Source organism: bacterium, assembly GCA_023150945.1.
GTDB lineage: Bacteria > Zhuqueibacterota > Zhuqueibacteria > Zhuqueibacterales > Zhuqueibacteraceae > Coneutiohabitans.
Map to the genome: position 1 here is coordinate 390,720 of JAKLJX010000001.1, position 19,305 is coordinate 410,024.

Annotated in this window: 15 protein-coding genes; 6 read left to right on the forward strand and 9 right to left on the reverse strand. The window is 56.9% G+C overall.

What is annotated here, in order from left to right:
- Positions 1-49: 49 nt before the first annotated feature.
- The 4 genes from L6R21_01530 to L6R21_01545 all read right to left on the reverse strand — a co-directional run bounded on the left by L6R21_01530 (position 50) and on the right by L6R21_01545 (position 7,699).
- The gene (locus L6R21_01530; GenBank protein ID MCK6557852.1) at positions 50-2,206 is read right to left on the reverse strand and encodes a PQQ-binding-like beta-propeller repeat protein; all 2,157 of its coding nucleotides are present in this window, start codon (positions 2,204-2,206) and stop codon (positions 50-52) included.
- 11 nt (positions 2,207-2,217) lie between these two features.
- A complete protein-coding gene (locus L6R21_01535; GenBank protein MCK6557853.1) occupies positions 2,218-2,556 on the reverse strand; it encodes a hypothetical protein in 339 nt (112 codons plus the stop codon).
- A 235-nt stretch (positions 2,557-2,791) separates the two neighbouring features.
- Entirely contained in the window at positions 2,792-3,892 is a 1,101-nt protein-coding gene (locus L6R21_01540) for an ATP-binding protein (protein ID MCK6557854.1), read from the reverse strand.
- Positions 3,893-3,919: 27 nt separating this feature from the next.
- A complete protein-coding gene (locus L6R21_01545) occupies positions 3,920-7,699 on the reverse strand; it encodes an ATP-binding protein (GenBank protein MCK6557855.1) in 3,780 nt (1,259 codons plus the stop codon).
- A gap of 396 nt (positions 7,700-8,095) precedes the next feature.
- On the opposite strand from L6R21_01545, the gene L6R21_01550 reads away from it, so the two are divergent.
- Positions 8,096-9,940, forward strand: a complete 1,845-nt coding sequence (locus L6R21_01550; protein ID MCK6557856.1) for a M14 family metallopeptidase — start codon at positions 8,096-8,098, stop codon at positions 9,938-9,940.
- 296 nt (positions 9,941-10,236) lie between these two features.
- On the opposite strand, the gene L6R21_01555 is transcribed toward L6R21_01550, so the two are convergent.
- A complete protein-coding gene (locus tag L6R21_01555) occupies positions 10,237-11,562 on the reverse strand; it encodes a T9SS type A sorting domain-containing protein (GenBank protein MCK6557857.1) in 1,326 nt (441 codons plus the stop codon).
- A 45-nt stretch (positions 11,563-11,607) separates the two neighbouring features.
- Here L6R21_01555 and L6R21_01560 point away from each other — a divergent pair, with 45 nt between their 5' ends.
- The 4 genes from L6R21_01560 (at position 11,608) to L6R21_01575 (ending at position 13,273) form a co-directional block, all read left to right on the forward strand.
- Positions 11,608-11,883 carry a hypothetical protein gene (locus L6R21_01560; protein ID MCK6557858.1) on the forward strand — a complete coding sequence of 92 codons (276 nt, stop codon included), beginning with the start codon at positions 11,608-11,610 and terminating at the stop codon, positions 11,881-11,883.
- 17 nt (positions 11,884-11,900) lie between these two features.
- Entirely contained in the window at positions 11,901-12,212 is a 312-nt protein-coding gene (locus L6R21_01565) for a helix-turn-helix domain-containing protein (GenBank protein MCK6557859.1), read from the forward strand.
- Positions 12,212-12,664, forward strand: coding sequence for a putative toxin-antitoxin system toxin component, PIN family (locus tag L6R21_01570; GenBank protein ID MCK6557860.1), 453 nt, complete (start codon positions 12,212-12,214; stop codon positions 12,662-12,664). The genes L6R21_01565 and L6R21_01570 overlap by 1 nt, the downstream gene beginning before the upstream one ends.
- A gap of 126 nt (positions 12,665-12,790) precedes the next feature.
- On the forward strand, positions 12,791-13,273 hold the full coding sequence (locus tag L6R21_01575) for a DUF192 domain-containing protein (GenBank protein MCK6557861.1): 483 nt from the start codon (positions 12,791-12,793) through the stop codon (positions 13,271-13,273).
- A 79-nt stretch (positions 13,274-13,352) separates the two neighbouring features.
- Here L6R21_01575 and rocF read toward each other — a convergent pair whose 3' ends face one another.
- Positions 13,353-14,246, reverse strand: a complete 894-nt coding sequence (gene rocF, locus L6R21_01580; protein ID MCK6557862.1) for an arginase — start codon at positions 14,244-14,246, stop codon at positions 13,353-13,355.
- A 60-nt stretch (positions 14,247-14,306) separates the two neighbouring features.
- The gene (locus L6R21_01585) at positions 14,307-14,654 is read right to left on the reverse strand and encodes a hypothetical protein (GenBank protein ID MCK6557863.1); all 348 of its coding nucleotides are present in this window, start codon (positions 14,652-14,654) and stop codon (positions 14,307-14,309) included.
- A gap of 278 nt (positions 14,655-14,932) precedes the next feature.
- Between L6R21_01585 and L6R21_01590 the strand changes: the two genes are divergently transcribed.
- Positions 14,933-16,126 (forward strand): pyridoxal phosphate-dependent aminotransferase, encoded by a 1,194-nt coding sequence (locus L6R21_01590; GenBank protein MCK6557864.1) that lies wholly within the window; start codon positions 14,933-14,935, stop codon positions 16,124-16,126.
- 185 nt (positions 16,127-16,311) lie between these two features.
- Here L6R21_01590 and L6R21_01595 read toward each other — a convergent pair whose 3' ends face one another.
- Positions 16,312-17,673, reverse strand: a complete 1,362-nt coding sequence (locus tag L6R21_01595) for a sodium:alanine symporter family protein (GenBank protein ID MCK6557865.1) — start codon at positions 17,671-17,673, stop codon at positions 16,312-16,314.
- A 220-nt stretch (positions 17,674-17,893) separates the two neighbouring features.
- Positions 17,894-18,982 (reverse strand): site-2 protease family protein, encoded by a 1,089-nt coding sequence (locus tag L6R21_01600; GenBank protein ID MCK6557866.1) that lies wholly within the window; start codon positions 18,980-18,982, stop codon positions 17,894-17,896.
- Positions 18,983-19,305 lie beyond the last annotated feature (323 nt).

The window sequence follows — 19,305 nt, forward strand, 5'->3', positions numbered from 1 at the left end:
AATGACTTGAGCTGTCTATGTCACTATCCATTTTCCCACTCCTTTCTACTCACTTGCGAATCGCATACAAATACCCATCTTCCGCCGCCACATATAGTACTTTGTCAATGACAACGGGCGACGATTTCACTGCACCGCCAACCACGAGTCGCCAGAGCAGGCGTTCGGGTTCGTTTTCCTCGCGGTTTTTGCCGCGGCTTTTTAGGTCAATCGCCAAGATCTCACCTACGTCTGTGCCGACATAAAGCACACCACCGGTGATGCAGGGCGAGGAGACGATAGCGCCATTCGTCTTGTAGACAAACTTGGGCCGCCAGGCGCCGGCGGGCGCATCGTCTTTCGTGTCTCGGTTCTTGAGATCGAAAGTCGGAAGCGCATAGATCGTGGAATCCAGCGAGCAAAAATAAACCAGAGAATCATCGATTGCCGGTGAAGAAACGATACTGCTAGCTCTTCTAAATGTCGTAATCGCGCTCTGCACACTTTGCCCGCGTTCCGTTCTTCTCTCATCCAGCTTTTCCGGCAGGGCATAAATCACCCCGCTTTGGTCGCCAAAATAGACGACGCCTTTGGCAAAACAAGCAGAGGCGCGGATGGTGTCCGCTGCGATAAACAGCCAAGAAGTGCTCAACTCAAAGGTTGTGGGATCGACGTTTCTATAGGATATGCCGTAAAAGCGGCTATCATAGCTGCCGACCATGGCCAGGGATTCTCCTGCTGCTGCCGGCGCCGTAATCTGCCCGCCAAGCGCCGAGCTCCAGTTCCAAATGCCAATCCTTTGCCCGGAAACACTTGCGCTGCGCAATTGACCACTGGTCGTGCCGAACAGAATTCGACCGCCCACAACCAGCGGGGAACTGTCTTTGATTTCCTGAAAGAAATTCCTCTTGATATCACTTGCTTCAAAGCTGCCGAGCGTCTGGATCTTTCTCATCGGCACAACATAGACATATGACCGAGGCGCATCAATCCATAGATTTCCCTCACTTACAGCAGGAGTCGATTGCGTAAAACCCTCTTCTTTCGGCAGAAGTCGCGCTTGGCGTCCGGTGGCGCGGTCTATAAACGCAATTCCGCCCAATTTTGGGGCGACTTGAATGACCAAATTCCCTGAGACCACCGGGGAAATCATACCCACTTGCCCAACTCGAACACGCCACTTCGTAGTTGGTATTACAATGCCGTCGCCATTAATCGCGCCAGTACGGTAGCGATTGAATCTGAATTGCGGCTCATAGGCAAGCTGATTGCTTGTGCGACCCCGCCAATTCATGATCAGGCTGTCCTGTCGCTGAATTCGGGCTGCTTCAGCAGCGTTTTCCGGGCTTCGGGCAATTGCTTTCTGCAGTAAGTCTGCGGCGTTGGTGCGGTTCCCTTGCAGCAAGGCATACTGCGCTTCAACCAATTCTATGCCTCCGGGCCGGTCGCCGACTCGCCGCCGAAACTCACGCGCCATGGGCGCTTTTTGCATATAGGAATCATCCGCCGGGCCTTCTTGAATGGGCAGCTCCTGCAGATCGGCAAGATTGTCCAGTAGCTCGAGATATTGCTGCAGGGTAAGCAACTGGTAGAGTTCTGCGCGATTCTTCAGGCCGCCATAGAATCCGTTGGCGTCCTGCAGATCGATCAATGAAGAGTATCGCGTGGTGTCGGCTTTGCCACGCCGGAAAAGGGCATTGGCTTGGCCGAACTGTGCTGCAAACAAGTTCGGTTTGCGTTGCAGCGCACGGCGATAGTCCAGCAGCGCCTGCTCGATTTTCTCCGCCTGTCCTGGCGCTATTGGGCCTTGAGCTTGCCTCAGGGCCACCTCCGCCATGCCGGCATAGGCTTCGGCGTAATCTTCGTTCGCACGCAACGCGGCGCGAAAATGGGCAGCAGCACGCTGCAACGAATCGTTTTCCAGAGCGATCCTGCCCAGCAGATAGGACGTGGAATCAGGATAGCCTCCCGTTGCTCGGGCGCTGTCGCCAAGCAGCGCGGCATTTGCTAGTTGGCGCGACTGCAGCAATCCCGAGGCCTGTTGCAGCAACTCGCGAGCACGGGCGTTGCGCGACGCGCTGAGGGAGCTGAAGTGTTGATGCGCAAAAGTCAAAATGAGCAAAACAGCCAGTACCACTGCAGTTGTCTGGTAGGAAATCAGCCAAGCATTGAAGCGTGAGGCGCTGTGGCTCTGATTTGCAGAAGTCCGGCGCGCGAATGATTTCATGTCAGGTCTCCCTACGGAAGCTGCGCAATTTCGGTCCGCAGCCTGTTTGCCTTCACCAGGGCGGAATCCTGTCTGGCAAGTACCGGTGAGTATAGGCGAATGGCGTCCTCGATGGCTGATAATGCCTTTTGTTTCTCTTTGCGATTTCGGTAAAACTCAGCCATTTCCACGTTGCGTGCGGCCCGCGCAAAATCCGTTTGCAGCCTGGCTTTGCGCAGATAGAAAGGCATGAAGGCCATGAGGACAATCAAAAGCACAACGAGCGTGGCCCGGTGCTTGTGTCCGAAGAAATCGGCGAGTTGAGCAAGCAGTTTTTTCATAGCATGCCCGATTTTGAGGTGCCAGAACAATGACTTTTCATTTGAAGGAAAACCCAAACCGGACGAGCCGGAACCAAAAAGAAAAAGCCTCACGCAAAGACGCGAAGACGCAAAGAAACCGCAAAGCTTTTCTTTGCGATACCTTTGCGGCTCTGACTTCGGCGAGCTCAGTCGAGCCGCGTCTTTGCGTGAAAGTTTTGCTTTTCAAGCAAAGATTTCACTCTTAACGGCCTGTTGTCTCAGCTTTCATATTTTAGTAGTGTCTTCAGCCGCCATGCTGTACCAGACGCCCGGCTCCTGAAGGAGCGACGACGAACGTTTCTTTCAGGACGAATTCCGCAAACAAATCCGGGAAAAGGGAGAATACGGAATTCATTTGCTGCATCAGACCGCGTTTTTCCAGGGCCTGCCAGGCGCGAGTATGGTGCTGCATGATTGTTTCTTCCTGCTCGTGATTGAGGCGGCTCCCCTTGTTTTCATGCCACGCTTTGGCAAGATATTGCAGCAGTTGTTTTTCCCCCGCACCTGAGCAAACCCATACACGCTGCACAAATCGACGCAAGATCTGCCGGTGGCCGGCTCTCCAGACAGGCTTCCGCTGGCCGCTCACAAGCTGCGCCAGCGTGCTGGTGTCACGGCAAGTCTGGCCCAGCAGTCTGATCATTAAGGGAATCCCGGCAGCTAGTTTGTAAGCCTGCTCTTGCTCCTTATGATCAGCGGCGACCTTCCGTCCTTGCACGCGGCACATGTTCTGTAGCAGTGTTCCTGATTCCGCCGCCGGCAATGGCGCTAACGGCAGGCTCGAAAAAATATTGAAAAACGGTGAAGTCATGCCCAAGTCCTGACACAACTCCGAAAGGCGCTGGAGCGTGACGATCACTAGGCCAAAGCTGTAATCAACATTGTTGTGCGCCAGGTTTTTCAACGACCAGAGAAAATACTTGTCAAATGCGGCATTACTCAGCAAGTTGTCAAAATCATCGAGCAAAAGAACGATGCTGAGGTGCTTGCGTTTGGCGCCATAGAAAAACTCCTCGACGGCATAGTAATCGAAGGCCGGCAGCGACTGAAAGCCTCGTATTTGCTCGACCAGCTCGGCATCCGTGATTTGTCGCGCCAGCCGGGAAAAAATCTCCTGCCAAAATTGTATGGGCGCGTACTGCGGCCGCTCCCGCACGTCCGGGCAACGGAAATATATGCACTTGAACTCTTCGCCGGGCAGTTGGTATTTCTTCAGGGTGCGCGGGTGGGCGAGGTAGCGCAATAAGGCCGTTTTGCCCAAGCCGCTGTCGCCGCTCACCGCAGAGCTTTGCGTTTGGAATTTGATGCGCGTAATGATCTCATCGATTTCGCGCTGCCGGTCCACAAACAGGTCAGGTCTCATAATCCAATGTCACCGCCTAAGGGTTTTATATTCTTCGATGGCTTTGCCCAACGGACGGGCTTCGCGCAGCCAATGGCCCATGAGATCCACGCGAAACGTGAAATTATCAAAATTTGCGTCGCTCTGCAGAATCTCGATGTCAACCAGGTGGTTCAATGATTCGCGCACGGTCTTCTCGTCGTAGCTAAAAAAGAGGCTCTTGAGGCGATTGCCGATGCCGCTCAGGGTGACGCGTTCGCCGTCGTAGGCCGCAGCATCTGCGACTGCGGCGAGCACGATGCGCTCGTGTGGCGTGGCCAAGTTCCAGATGTAATCCAGATGGCCGGAGCCGGCCTCGATGATCCGCTGCATGGCCTGATTCACATCCTGAATGGTGAGATAGTTTTTCCGGTCGCGCTTGTATTTGTTGAACAGCTCGTGACAGATCAATTGGATAAAGTAAGGCTGGCCGCTGGTGACCCGGTAGATTTTCTCGATGGCGAGCGGATCATAAGTGACATGTTGCGCCACCGGCTCGCAAATCAGCCGCTCCGAGCTGGCCTTATCAAGAAAGCCGACTTTGACGTAGCGCGTGATGTTGAACAGCATGCTCCAATATTCGCTCGACATCTCGTGGAGGCGGTGCGCGCCCGCCAGGATGAAGCTCAATTTTTGAGTGTGCTGCATCAATGACCGGAGGTAGGCAAAGATTTCCCGGTTGAGTTTCCCCTCTTTAACACGCATCTCTAGTTCTTCAAATTCATCTAGCAGCAGTAAGAGCTTGCGATCACCAATGCGGTTGAAGACGCCAGAGAGAAACTCATCACTGAAATAAGTGCCCGGGTCGCGGCTAAAGTCTGGCAATGCTGGCCGGGCAAGAGCTATACCTTTTTTGTCGAGTTCCCGGCAAATGAGCGTGGCCATGCGATGCAGAAAATCCGGCATGCCGGCGGAGGTAAAGGATTGTAAATCGATATAGACGCCCACATAGTGATCCGGTCCCAGGTGGTTTTCCGCCTGCAACAAGATCGAGCTTTTGCCCGTGCGGCGCTGGCCGTGAACGACAATGATATTGTCCTGGTATCTGCCCTGCAGATTGGCCCGAATGCTGTCAAACTCTCCCTGGCGGCCGAAAAACATTCTGGGTTCGGCCACCGCCGTGCCGGCGATGTAGGGGTTGATGACATCACCGACTTGCTGATCGGCCGTATCCGTGATGGTCATGGTGGTGAACTGCAGCACATCGCCGTATTCGAGCGCCATGACCCGGTTTTCAATATCGGCATAATCAACGCGGAACAGCAGCCTTTGCGAGCAGGCTTGCAGGGGCAGAATCATGAATTCGAAATCTTTGCTCTCCTTGGATTCCAACAGGGGCGTCGTTTGGGTTGCGGTTCCGGCAAGCACATAGCGATCGCGATCTTCGGGCTGCGGCACTAGCGTTAGCTTCAGGTTTTGCGCCAAGCCGCTGCCTTCATTGCGCAGATTGACTACGATCGTGCTTTCACCCTCACTGAGAGGAATGCTCTGCGTTTTCAGGCTGAACACCAGCTTGATCTCGCCGCGATGCTGGCGGATCTGGGCCATGGCCCATTCTTGAATCTTGGTGGTGTAGGCCTTGAGAATACGTCTCTCAAGCTCGCGATACTTGAGACTGTCCAGCTCCCGCTGAATTTCCACGATAATTGCCAATTGTGCGGAAAGAAAGGGCTGTTTATTCTCTTTCTCCACGCGTTCGTACAAGGCTTGATAGCTATTCAGACGCAAAAAGAGCTTGAAGATTTCCAGCATCTGGGTTTCCTGCAGCCCTTCCAACTTCAAATGCTGTTTGATCAGCTCATCCAACCGCGTAATCTCGCGAATGCTGCGCAGTTGCGCCAAGGTGCCCAGAATAGAGTAGATGCTGGCGAATTCCCTGGCCTGAGCGTCGCCTTCAAGTTGTCGAAAAAGAGCCGAGATATTGAACAGCAGTTTTTGATGTTGCTCACCAAAAGCCGATTCGCCCAGCAGCTCATGATAACCCTGAAGCAACTCCGGCCAAATCGGATGATTGTGAAGCTGTTGGGCCATGCGTCCGACATTCGGCGTGCTGATGCGGCCTTCGAGCATGTAGTAAAAAAGGCGAGTGTGGCTGGGCGCCGGGCCGATGAAAAGGCCGGCGAGCCAGCGCAGCGCGTCCTGCCGCAAATCAGGGTTTCTGTCTTCCGCCAGCTTCAGCAGATTGTTGATCATGACTTTGGGCTGGTGGCGAATGACATTTTCCAGAGCCGGGTTGATCTCGAGGCGGCGCCGGGCAATGACATTATACCCGTTGCGGTCAGTCAGGTGTTGGATGAACGAATCGATGGTATGATTGATGCGATCTGGTGGGGTCGTCTCTTCTATGGCCCTGAGCTTGACGGCATCCGATTGCAGTATGCGGGTGCGAAGCGGCGCCATCAAATAGCCCGCCACTTCCAGCAATGCATTCCACAGCACAACGAGCAGGGAGATGGGCAGAAAGACCAAACTGGTGAGCCACAGCAAAATGCTGCGTGCGTTGTCGAAACCATAAATGACTTTGAACGAACGGATTTGCATGGTCACCAGCCACAAGCCGCAGAACACCGCGGCTGTCACTGCCAGGCCTTTGAACAACTCTGGCGCCACCAGCAAATCTGCCAGCGGCAAATCTCCCTGCCCCGCTGAGACTGAGCTTAGTTTGAGCACCAGAAACGCCAGTCCCACGAAAACGACAAAGAGCAGCATCGCCATAGCGATCAGGAGGCTGACGAAATTCAAGGTCAAACCAAAGTGCTTGTTCTCTTTGTGGAGCGTCCATGCCGTGAAATCGATGAGGCCGGCCTGGATGAGCAATGAAAGCAGAAAAGAAAGATAAAGGTAAAAAAACTGTTCGGTGGGCAAGGAGAAGCTTGTGAATTCTCTAAGTCCAAGATCGAAGTTCTGCATGGCGGCAATCGTTGCCAGCTCGGTCTTGTGGAACAAAGCCGAAAACCCCCACCACAAGGTTTCGAAGCTGGGATAGAACTGCGCCACGAAAGCCCAACGCGACAGGAGGTAGATGCCGAATGCGCCAAACACCGCCGCGAGCGCAAAAGCCGCCAACGTCGAATAGCCATTTGGTATCTGGTAGAAAGCCCTGGCTGGCGTGTGCAGGAGTTCCAGCCAAGTACGAATATGGCGCTCAACCGCTGGGGCATAGCGTCTTAGTCCTGGCACCTCAAAAAATGCATAGACGATCAGCAGTAAGGCGGCAAAGGGGAACAGCGGAATCGCTACCAGAAAGATTAGTCCCGCGTGTTTGACATCCGTCTGATAAACGCTTTTGAGCTCTATCACGAGCCAGACTGAGGCCACGAGGCCGGCAAGAATGAACGTTTGCGTTGCATTTGAGGCGAACGCAAAGAGCGGAGCGATGAAGACCAATGAAACGATGATATTGATGATGAAGAGTTTTCGAAGCACCTGCGTGAAGCGCGAGGGGAGCTCAAAAAGTTTTTGCGCGATGACGTTGATGCCGGCGGCGAGAGTGATGATCGCGACCAGATCCAAGAGAACGTAAAGAACCAGCCAGCTCCAGGAAACTTGGGATAGGTGAGACAAGCTCACCGGCGTGGCGACATCACTCGATGAGATAATGGCTCGCGCATTTGCCAGAAAGGCTTGCAGGGGGTGAAAGCAAGTTTGCCAATCGAATAGAGGCTGCGCAAAGGGGGATACTTCCGAAATCGGAAAGAGCTTGATGATGAGGTACAGCGTGGAGAACAGGGCATATATGCCCCCGATCCCCCACAGGGGAAGGTGCTTCAATGCACCATACACCTTTGTTCCAGCCTGCCGGAGTGATTTCTCGCCATTGCTTCCATCAGAACTTGCATTTGATGCCATTGGGATCCACCTCGGTAGTCAACATATGCTAGACCGCTGCTTGTCCAATTTTTCCCGGGTTGTCAAAAAACGAAAATTGCTACGACAGCAGGCTGAAGGCAAAACTGCCGGCAGGTAAGAATATGTTCACGAGTTTTTCGAAAGCGATTGCTTGCGAAAAATCCTCTGAAAGTTTAAGTTTGACTGGAAAAACAAAAATGGATGAAGGAGAGAACAGTCCAAATCTCGCGCGCTGAACCGAGTTGTCCTGGCGAAATTCTGCAGAATAATTCTGAAAATGTCAAGCACTATTATCAAAAACTATCCACGGATTGAATCATGATTCAAAAGAAGGTTTTTTCGAGCTGGTGCGCCCTCCTTCCGCGGCTGACGGTCATAACCCTTTTCTTCTTGCAGGGTTATTTGTATGGCCAACCCTCCCACCACCCCCTTCTCCCGCCGGAGTTGTCGTGGCACGGCAAGAGTGAAGCGCTCATCGTTGCGCCTGATGATCCCTGGATCACGCCGGCGGAGAAAAGCGGATTGGTGAGCACGCCGCGTTATGAGGAAACCATGCAGTGGCTGCGCAGACTCTGTGCGGCAGCACCGGAGTTGAAAATGGTTTCGCTCGGGAAAAGTCCCGAAGGCCGCGATATTTGGATGGTGATTGCCTCCAAGGAGAAGGCTTTCACGCCGGCCGCCTTGCGCGCCAGCAGCAAGCCGATCCTTTTCGTACAAGCTGGAATTCACTCCGGTGAGATCGACGGCAAAGATGCCGGCATGATGCTGCTGCGCGACCTGACCGTGCGCCGCAAGCAGCGCGAACTGCTCGATCACGTCAATCTGCTCTTCCTGCCGATCTTCAGCGTCGATGCGCACGAACGCTTTTCGCGGTACAATCGCATCAATCAACGCGGCCCGATCGAAATGGGCTGGCGCACTACCGCGCGCAATCTCAATCTCAATCGCGATTACACCAAGTTGGACGCGGTCGAAATGCGCTGCCTGGTGCGCGCGCTCAATGAGTATGATCCTGATCTTTATTTCGATATTCACGTCACCGACGGCGCGGATTATCAATACGACATCACCTTTGGCTACAACGGGCCGCACGCGTATTCACCGGCAAGCGCGAGGTGGCTCGATCAGTTTCTCACGCCCGCCGTCTATCGCGATTTACAGGCGATGGGTCACATTCCCGGACCGTTGATCGGCGGCCCGGCAGACGACAAAGATTTTCGCAGCGGCCTGGTCGAGTGGACTGCTTCGCCGCGCTTCTCCACCGGCTACGGCGACCTGCGCCACCTGCCCACCGTGCTCGTCGAGAATCATTCGCTCAAACCCTACAAACAGCGCGTGCTGGGAACCTATCTGCTGCTGGAGAGCACGCTGCGCACCCTCGGAAAGCACGGCAGCAAGTTGCAAGAGGCCATTGCGGCTGATCGTCGCCGGCGCGTGCAAGAGGTGCCGCTCGCCTGGCGCGTGCCGCAACCGCCGCCGGCTGACAGCCTCGCATTCCTCGGCGTGGCAGCACGCGAGGTGTTCTCGCCCATCACGAACAGCAACTACACGCAGTGGACCGGCCAGCCATACACCGCGAAAATTCCGCTGCTCAAGATGAGTGAGCCTGCGCTGAGCGTACGCCGGCCGGCAGCTTACTGGATTCCGCCGGCATGGCAGGAGGTGATCGAACGATTGGCCATGCACGGCATTGAGATGGAACGCCTGACCGCGCCGCGCGAGATCGCAGTGGAAGTGTATCGCCTGGAGAAGGTCAAGCTCGCGACTCGGCCTTATGAAGGCCGCATAGGCGTGAGTGCCACGCCCGTTGCCGAGAGAAAGATGCGACGTTTTCCGGCGGGCGCGGTGCGCGTTTCCACCGACCAGCCGCTCGGTGAGCTTGCCGTCATCTTGCTGGAGCCGGCCTGCGGCGATTCGTTTTTTCAGTGGGGATTTTTTCTGGAGAGTCTGGCGCCCACGGAATACGTCGAAGACTATGTGATGCAGCCGATGGCTGAAGCCATGCTGGCCGCGGAGCCGCAGCTCAAAGCCGCCTTCGAGGCAAAGCTGCAGAGCGATTCGCTGTTCGCGAAGAATCCCCAGCAACGGCTGCAGTGGTTCTATCAACGCACGCCGTTTTACGATCAGGAAGCGAATCTGTATCCGGTGGCGCGGGAGTTGTGAATTAGGATGATGGGGCGAATGCCGGGCAACTCCCCAAACTCATTGCGGTGGGAGTGATGGCTCAACTTTGTCACGGTCCCGAGTATTTCACAAGATTCGTCTGAATGACATATCGAAAGATCACTTCCACGAACTAAGGTAACAGACCACTCGTGCCAAGTGCTGGGAAAGTCCCTTGCAGGGTGACAAATGCAGGGTGGTGCCCGGCTCGACGCTGTCGCAACAGGATCGACAGGATAAGCCTCGAGTCCTGTCAATCCTGTTGATCCTGTCGAAAATCCAGCGCCCTGGCCGCGCTATTCGAGCAAAACCATTTTTCGTGCCGTAGAGAGCTTGCCCGAGCGCAAAACGCAGAAATAGACTCCCGGCGCTGCTTTTCTGCCCATTTCATCTTTGCCATCCCAATGCACCCGATGTCGTCCGGCGGGCAGAGTTTGATTCACCAAACGCCGTGTGCGTTGGCCGAGGGCATTGTAGATTTCCAGCGTCACGGCTTGCGGTTGCGGCAATTCATACACAATCACTGTTTCCGGATTGAAAGGATTGGGATAGTTGCCCAACAGGCGCAGAGAACGTGGGGCAGTACTCGTTCCGCCGTCCTGCTCAACCGAAGTTGCCGCGGAGAGATCATTCAGAAACCACACGTCGTTGAAATCAGTTGCGCCGCCGCGCCCGCCGAAGATCACCATGCGATCCTCATCCGGCAGATAGATGGCGGCCGCGCCTTCCCGGCTCGCGGGCGCAACGCCGGCGGCATGCAATTGTTGCCACCGGCTGCTTTCCAAAGCAAAGGCCCAAAGCTCATTGGTCTGACTGGCGCCCAGATTGCCGCCAAAGTTGATGACGCGATGATTGCGGCTGTCGTAGATGCTCGCAGGAAACCATCGCCCCGCCGGACTTGCTGCCGGCGTCAAATCCAGCCACTGGTTTTGATCCAAATCAAATGCCCAAATATCGCCGCGGGGCCCGTTGGTTTGGCCGCCGTAGATGATCATGCGATGATCGCGGCTGTCGTAGCAGGCAGTGTGCAAGCAGCGCTTTTCAGGATGAATCGCCAGGCCGAGCTGCTGCCAGGCGTTTTCCGCGGGCTTGAAGCGCCAGGTGTCATCGAAGCGGCCTTGATCGGTGAAGCCCGCAAACGTCACCAGCTCGCGGCGGCGGGGATCGAACACCGCGGCCGTGCCGTAACGAACATTGGGTTTGGGATCAGGCGGGGTGAATTGTGACCAAGAATGGTCTTTTAGAGAGAAGGCCCACACATCATTGAAGAAGCCTGCGCCCTGGCCCGACCAAATGAGCATCAACTGCTGCGCCGAATCATAAACGCCATTGGCCGTGAAGCGGGGCGCTGGCGCAGGGCCGGTTGCCGGCGTTAGCTCCGTCCAGGTGTTGGTGGTGAGATGCAACGCCCAGACGTCGTTGCGATCACCTGCAGTGGTGCGGCCGCCGAAGATGATCAGGCGGTGGCCGGTGGTATCATAAACTGCGGCGGCATTGCGGCGCGGCACGGGCGCGGTGCCGGAAGCCGGGGTCATTTGTTGCCAACTTTGCGGCCGGAGCGCGAGCGGCAGCAACAGCGCCGCACACCAGCCGCACAACAGAAGACGAATGCGAGCCTGCATGTGTTCTCCGCTGAGATTTGTGCCAACCGGATTGCAATCACTCGTATGAACGTCGAAACCGCGCGGTTTCATTCCCGGTGGTTTTCAGAATCGATTTCGATGAGGTGCTGCCGTTACAGCGTGATGGCGCGCAACGAGAACTTGAGAAGCGCCGCCTCGGTGGTTGCGTTTCTTGGAAAGACAACGATCGCGCTGTTCGCGGAAGGATTCAGCTCCGCAACGGCGGACAAAACCATTGTTGCCTTTTCCACGGCGCTTTGCTATCATAGCGGTGCAGGCACCGCTATCATCGCAAGCAATTGTGTCGCCTGCTCGATTTGATGAGGAGTGAGTTCACCATGATTTCCGAAGTCTTCACCATTCAACAAGCGGCGCGCTATCTGCAGCTCGATTCCGACGTGGTACTGAGCAAAGTGCGTGCAGGTGAGATTCCAGCCGCAAGAATCGCCGGGGAATGGCGGTTGCGCCGTGCGCGATTGGACCGCTGGCTCGATGAGATGAGCGATTTCTCCGATCCCGCTTTCAAAAAGCTTCTGCGCGATACGCGGCGAGCTGCCAGTCGTGCCGGCATCAAAACTCCGGAGGACGCCGAGCAACTGGTGCAGGCCACGCGTCGCAGGCGCAATTCACCCAAACAGCACAAGGCGTGATGAGTCCGCGCAGCCGCAAGAAAAGCCGGTTGCTGCACTGGCGTGTCGTGCTGGACACCAACGTCTTTTTGAGCGGCGTCTTGTGGCCGGCGAGCGCGCCGGGAAGGATCATCCGCCTCTGGAAAAACGGCCATTTGCAGCTCTTCTTGAATGAGGACATTCGGAAAGAGTATCTCGAAGTTCTAAGTCAATTCTTGAATCAAAGTGTGCTGTCACGATGGCAGAAATGGCTCACCCACCCGGCTCTCATCAGCGCGGTACACATTCACTTGCCGCATTATCCCGAGCTCCGTGACCCCTCAGACAATCCCTTCCTGGCAACGGCTGTTTTTGCCCAAGCCCGCTACTTAATCTCTCGCGATAAGGACTTGTTGGTTTTGAAGAAATTTCACGAAGTGGAAATCGTCAAGCCGGAAGAGTTCATCGAACAATATCGCGCCCGCAGATCGTAGCGCCGGCCACCAACCTGCCAACGGCGGCAAGCCGGAAGCTTGTGCGACAACATCTTCGGACCGACACTGGTTAGCTTCACAGCCAGAAATGATCGACACGAAATCCTCCAGCGAGCGGAGTCGTACGTGAGAAATTCCAGCACAGCATTTTTCTACACCAGCATCATCAGTGGCCTGATCTGCCTGCTGGGCGGGTTGGGCTGCAAACAACAACCCGAAGCAAAGCCTGCAACCGGAGCCGAGGCGCAGATCCCGGAAGGCCGCCAGCGCATCACCGTCGGCGCAACGCCACTGTTTGTCGAAGTCGTGCAAACCGACGCAGAGCGCATGCGCGGTCTGATGTTTCGCGAGCAACTGCCGGAAGATCAGGGGATGCTGTTCGTGTTCGAGATGTCGCGCATTCAATCGTTTTGGATGCGCAACACCTTCATCCCGCTCGACATTGCGTTCATCGCCAGCGACGGCAAAATCGTCGACATTCAACACATGGCGCCGCTGGATGAAAGCAAGAGCTATATTTCCGCCGCCCCAGCGCTGTATGTGTTGGAAGTCAACGCCGGCTGGTTCGAGCGGCACGGCGTGAAGGTGGGAGCGATGGTGAGATTTTGAGCGCCGGCCGTTGGTGCGCAGAAGTTTTCACGAGCGCCGCGCACCGGATCGGCAATGGCCAACGGCCCTGCGCCGCGGCTCACAGGATGGATTGGCCGAAGAGCGAGGCCAGCAGCGCGACGGCAATGCCCGCGGTGTGATTACGATGATCGAGAATGGGATTGACTTCCACGACGTCGATCGACCGCACCAGCTTCGAGTCGGCCAGCATTTCCATGATGAGATGGGCTTCGCGATAGGTCAGGCCGCCCGGCACCGGCGTGCCGACGCCCGGCGCATCCAGCGGGTCGAGGCTGTCCATATCCAGGCTCACGTGCAGCCGCGACAAATGGCTCAAACGCCGCAGCGCCTCTTTCATCACCACTGAGATGCCGCGTTCGTCGATTTCACGCATGGTGTAGACGGTGATGCCGCTTTTTTTCAGCAGAATTTTTTCCAGCGGGTCGAGGTCGCGCACGGCAATGAGCACGAGATCCGGGGGCTGGAGTTTGGGACCCGGCCGGCCGAGATTGACCAACTCCGGCGCGCCCTGCCCCATCAAGGCCGCGAGCGGCATGCCGTGAATGTTGCCGCTGGGGGAGCTTTCCGGTGTGTTGAAATCGCCGTGGGCATCGATCCACAACACGCCCGCGGGCGAATCATGCGTCACGCCGCCGATGGTGCCGGCGGCGATCGAATGGTCGCCGCCGAGAAACAGCGGGATCTTGCCGGCGGCAATCGCCGCGCGGCCGAGTTGATAAACCGCTGCGCAGGTCTTGATCACGGTTGGGAGAAAACGGATCCCGCCTTCTTTCGGCAGGATGGCGCGATCCTCCACCGGCACGTTGCCGTAATCTTCGATTTCGTGGCCGAGTTTCAACAGATGATCATACAAGCCGGCGTAACGCAGGGCACTCGGACCCATGTCTACCCCGCGCCGCGACTGCCCGAGATCCATGGGCACGCCGATCACTCGAATGGAAGAAGCCGTCATCTGCGCTTGCTCCTGGCAGGTTGCGCTGGATTCAACGCCGGAAAGGTCCGCGCCGCGCGCTTACTTCTTGGGCGCGTCCTCGTAAACCATCACGCCGAAATTTCGGTTGGCGAGGGTGATGCCGATCTTGAGTTTGCCGCGCACCGTGATTTCCTGGCCCTCGAACGGTACGCGCTCGTAGGGCTTCACCCAAATTTCGCCGGTGTCATCCGTGATCTTTACCAGGCTTTGCCCGATGATGGGAATCGCAAAGGTCGAAGTCACTTTGCCCTTCACGGTCACCGGTTTTTCGTTGTACTTGCCGGGGTTGGCGGTCAGCTCGCTGATTTTCATGCGGCCGGCGGCGCAGCCGGCAACCAGGAGGGTCAGGCACAAAAACAGCAGGGCGGTGCGAATGGTGGCGATCATAGATTCCCTCTCTCCAAAAAAGTTGTTGCGCGTGACGCCCGCCGGCGTGCGTTGGCGTGAGAGCCGGCGCGGCGTTCGATTTGACCAAAGCGACGGCGCAATTTGCCTTTTGCCTGCGAAAACCGCAAGGGAAAACTGGCGCGCCGTGCAGTCCCTCGGTAATCTGTGAACGCAGCCGTTATAGTCGTCCAGTCCTGCCGGAAACATTTTCCCGGCAAAAGCACGATTGCAATGCACCCAAAGATTTCTGGCCGAATGACACCCACAGAGCAAGAATCATGTTCTCTTCCCGGTTCACGTGGAGTCTCAACACCAATCAATTGTCCCGTTTGTTGGAAGCACAGCAAGCCGCCGGCCGCGTGATTCTCGATCTCACTGAATCGAATCCCACGCAGGCCGGGTTTGCCTATCCGGCCGAAATGATTTTGCAAGCGCTGGCGCAACTACAGTCATTGCGTTATGAACCTTCGCCGTCTGGACTGCCACTGGCGCGCGCGGCGATTGCCGGCTACTATGCCAGCCTGGGTCACTCCGTCAACGCCGAATCTTTTCATCTCACCGCCAGCACCAGCGAGGGTTATGCCTTTCTCTTCAAACTGCTCGCTGATCCCGGCGACGAAGTGTTGGCGCCGCAGCCGAGTTATCCGCTGTTTGATTTCCTGACCGCACTCGAGTCCGTGACGTTGTTGCACTATCCGCTGCGTTATGACGAGCAATCGGGCTGGCGCATCGATCTGGAACGGCTGGCAGCCACCATCAGCACCAAAACGCGTGCGCTGATTGTCGTCAATCCCAACAATCCCACCGGTTCTTTTCTCACCCCGGACGAATTGCAGGCGTTGAACGCTCTCTGCCGCGAGTACGATCTTGCCTTGATCAGTGATGAAGTTTTTGCGGACTACGGCCACGGCGAGAATCCGGAACGCGTGGCAACGCTGATCGGCAACCATGCCGCGTTGACTTTCGTGCTGGGCGGACTCTCCAAAATGCTCGGCCTGCCGCAGATGAAGCTGGCATGGATTCACGTGAGCGGCCCCGCCGGCCAGGTTGCCGCAGCCCGTGAACGCCTTGATTTCATCGCCGACACCTATCTCTCCGTTGGCACGCCGGTGCAGCATGCCACGCCGCGCTTGCTGGCGTTGCGGCAGGAAATGCAGCAGCAAATTCACCAGCGCCTGGCCGCGAATGAGAATCATTTGCGCACACAATGCCGCAGTTTTCCCGGAGTGAAGCTGCTGCGGCGCGAGGGCGGCTGGTATGCCGCGCTCGCACTGCCGCCGGCCGTGCGCGAAGAAGAATTCACTCTCGCGCTGCTCGAGCAGGATCACGTTTTGGTGCATCCGGGCTATTTCTTCGATTTTGCGCAGGAGGGTTTCCTGGTGGTGAGTTTGTTGACGCGGCCAGAGTTGTTCCAGGAGGGAATGGCCCGGCTGCTGCTGCGCCTCGCGCGCGGGTGGGATTTGAGATGGTGAAGATTGCCGGATTTTTCAGCAGCAGAGCATTGGCTGTGCCACACCGTCCGGATCTTCCCGAGATCCGGACGGTGCAAAAACGAAGGTGATGACGCACCGAATGACAGAATCATGCTCGCGCAAACGAACATGCCACACATGCTCTCCGCGAACACGGTGGCTTTAAGCTTTGCGGTCTGACGCGTTCACGTTTTCTCGTTGGAGAAATGCTTCTTGGTTTCCGCCACAATCACGCCCGACAGCGCCAACAGTCCAATGAGATTGGGGATCGCCATGAGGCCGTTCATCAAATCCGCCAGTGACCACACCAACTGCAACTGCGCCACGGCGCCGATCGCGACAAAGATGGAAAACACCACGCGATACGGTTTGATCGACTTGACGCCGAACAAGTACTCGACGGATTTCTCGCCATAGTAGCTCCATCCCAGCAGGGTGGAGTAGGCGAACAGAATCAGGCCGATGGCAACGATCAAACCGCCGCTCTCGCCCGGCAAACCCGTGCTGAAGGCGGCAGTGGTGAGCTGGGCGCCGGTTTTGCCCGTGGTCCACACGCCGGTGGCGATGATCGTGAAGCCGGTGATGCTGCACACCACGATGGTGTCGATGAAGGTCTGCGTCATCGAAACGAGCGCCTGGGTCACGGGATTTTTCGTTTGCGCGGCGGCCGCGGCGATCGGTGAGCTACCCAAGCCGGATTCATTGGAGAATACGCCGCGCGCCACGCCGTAGCGAATGCCCTGCATCACCGTGGCGCCGGCAAATCCGCCGAGGGCCGCACTCGGGGTGAAGGCATCACTCAGCACATAGAGCACGATATTGGGAATGCCGCGCCAGTTGATCAGCAGCACGAGCAGCCCGCCGAGCATGTACAGCACGATCATGACCGGCACGAGCACGCTGGCGGTGCGGGCAATGCTGCGAATGCCGCCGAGAATGACCAGGGCGGTGGCGGCCGCCAGCACGATGCCGGTGGCGGCGTGCGGCACGCCGAAGGAGCCGTGCATGGCATCAGCCACGGAATTGGATTGCACCATGTTGCCGATGCCAAACGCGGCAATCGCGGCGAACAGCGCGAACAGCATGCCGAGGAATTTGCCCAGGCGCTGATTCTTCAGGCCACGCGACAGGTAGTACATCGGACCGCCGCTCATCATGCCGTTCTCGTCCACCACGCGATACTTCACCGCCAGCACGGCTTCGGCATACTTGGTGGCCATGCCGAACAAGCCGGTGATCCACATCCAAAACAGCGCGCCCGGCCCGCCGGAGGCGATTGCCGTTGCCACGCCGGCAATATTGCCGGTGCCCACGGTGGCCGCCAGCGCCGTCATCAGCGCCTGGAAATGGCTGATGTCGCCGGCCGCATGGCTGTCCTCTTTGCGTTTGATGAGTGCCAGATAGAGTGAATGCTTGAGCGTGCGAAACTGCAGACCACGCAACAGGAAGGTGAGATAAATGCCGGTGCCCACCAGCAACACCAACATCGGTGGCCCCCAAACGTAGCTACTGGCCGTGTTGATCCAATTCAAAAGCTCGTTTTGCATTCCTCCTCCTTCATGAATGATTTCAACCGGATGCTGAGTATCTGTCCCGCGCGGACTCAATCAAGAACGAAACGGCCCACTTTCACGGGAAAACAGGTTTGCCTGCTCTGCGCTTCCCGCCTCTGGAAACATGCAAATTTGGCCGGCACTGCACTTGAATCTTCACAAGATCCTGCCTGGAGGACAGTGGTGGGAGAGGCATTTCCCAGGCGACACCGCGCTACCCCGCCTTTTTCTCCAGGCTGGAGGCCACCATGAAGTAGCGGCCGATGTTTTCCAGGGTCAGCATGCCGAGAATGCGGTTGTCGTCCACCACCGGCACGGAATCCAGCTTCTTTTCCAACATCTCTTCGTACACGCGCGCCAGGCTGGCAAAGGGCCGCACCGCGGTGAAGCGCGTCTCCATGAAGTCGCGCACCGGCGCTTCCACGCCGCGTTCATAGATGGCCGCCATGACCTTGCTCTTGGGCAGGATGCCGATCAAGCGCTGGTTCTCCAGCACCGGAAAATCATCCTGGCAGCCCTGATAGGAATGTTCGAGCGCTTTGCGCAGCGGATCGCCGGGCGCGAGCGTGTACAAGCGCGTGGACATGACGCGCTCGACCGACACGCCTTCAATCGCCTCGCGCAGGCGCACCATGCTCTCTTCGCTGCCGGCGCCGGTGAAGATGAACACCGCAATCACCACCAGCCACCAATTATTGAGAAAGAAGATGCCCGCCAGGCTAAAGAGCACGGCAAAGATTTGGCCGACGCTGCTGGCATAGCGCGTGGCGCGGCCGTAGGGATAGCGCAGTGCGAGCAAGGCGCGCAGCACGCGGCCGCCGTCCATCGGGAAGGCGGGAATGAGATTGAACAGCCCCATGAAAGCGTTCAGGCTGAGCATGCCGTTCCAAAAGTCTTTGCCGCTGAGGTCAAAGCTCAAATGATCCACCGGCAGACCGAGGGTTTGCAGGATCAGGTAGAGCACGATCACCGCGGCAAAGTTCACCGCCGGCCCGGCCAGCGCGATGACGATTTCCTGGCGGGGATTTTTGGGGAGATTTTCCATGCGCGCCACGCCGCCGATCGGCAACAGCACGATGTCGCGCACTACCACGCCATAGCGCAGCGCTGCCAGGCTGTGTCCGAGTTCATGCAGCAGCACGAACAGGAAGATCGTCAGAAAGAAAATCACGGCTGCCAGGCCGGCCGCCGGGCCGCCCGCCGCCGCATTCGTCCAGCCGACGAAGAACAGCAGCAGCAGGAAGATGGCGTGCACCTTGACTTCAATGCCGAAAATCGTGGCGAGTTTGAATGACCATTTCATGATAGCCGTGTACCGTAATCGAGTTGCAGGACCGCGTGACGACGCAGTAGATAACCCGCGAGAGGCAAAGATGCAAGCAAAATGACGCCGACGCCAAACCGCCGCAACCGGCGGCGCAGCCAGGCTGCGTCAGGGTGTTGTGCCATCATGGGGCAAGATCGCACAGGTGTCCCGCCTGCAGCAGACAAGAGTTCTGCGCTGCTTCCTCTCACTGAGGCGGTTCGCTCCGGCCATTTTTCCGCTTGATTTTTTGGAGATGATATGGTAACCTGCGGCGCACATTTGATGAATTCTTCCGGCACACGCATGCATCATTCCTTGTT